This is a genomic window from Pontibacter sp. HJ8 (genome assembly GCF_054824225.1).
Genome location: NZ_JSYF01000685.1, coordinates 1 through 505, shown reverse-complemented (window position 1 = coordinate 505; position 505 = coordinate 1). Strand labels below are relative to the sequence as shown.

The following is a 505-nucleotide window of genomic DNA, read 5'->3' as shown; positions in this document are numbered from 1 at the left end:
CATCCCTCAAATTTTAAATTAAGATAGAGTAGTTAGTGAAAAATATGTATCAATCTTATTCACAAAGGGTGACGCCTACTGTTTTATAACTATTGCCATCTCAAAACTAGTCAGCATAAAAAAAGGAGCAGTGCCTTTGGACGCTGCTCCTTTTTGTGATGTCTTGTTTTTACAGGCTATTCATAAAGCGGCTGCTGTCGCAAATCCTGCAGGGTGGCCTGCGGCGAAATGCGTTTTGCCCGCAGAAAGCGGCCCAGTTCGTAGGCGTCGTGGTTAGGAGCAGCTGGGTTCATGCTGTTGATGCGCACACGCCCTGCCGAGTGAATGAATTCCTGGTTTCCGCCGATCCACATGGCTACGTGCACCACACGCTCCGGCTTGCCATCCTTAGCGGGTACACCGAAAAAAAGCAGGTCCCCCGGGCGCAGTTCGTCCCAGCCATTGGCCGTGTTGACCAGTTCCCCGATATGCACCTGCTGGGAAGCATCACGCGGTAGCACGAGGC

General features: G+C 51.3%; 1 protein-coding gene. It reads right to left on the bottom strand.

Annotated features, from left to right (window positions below; translation table 11 throughout):
* Positions 1 to 176 precede the first annotated feature (176 nt).
* The coding region (locus tag OB13_RS20870) for a C40 family peptidase (protein WP_461492113.1) at positions 177 to 505 on the bottom strand (329 nt) is incomplete at its 5' end.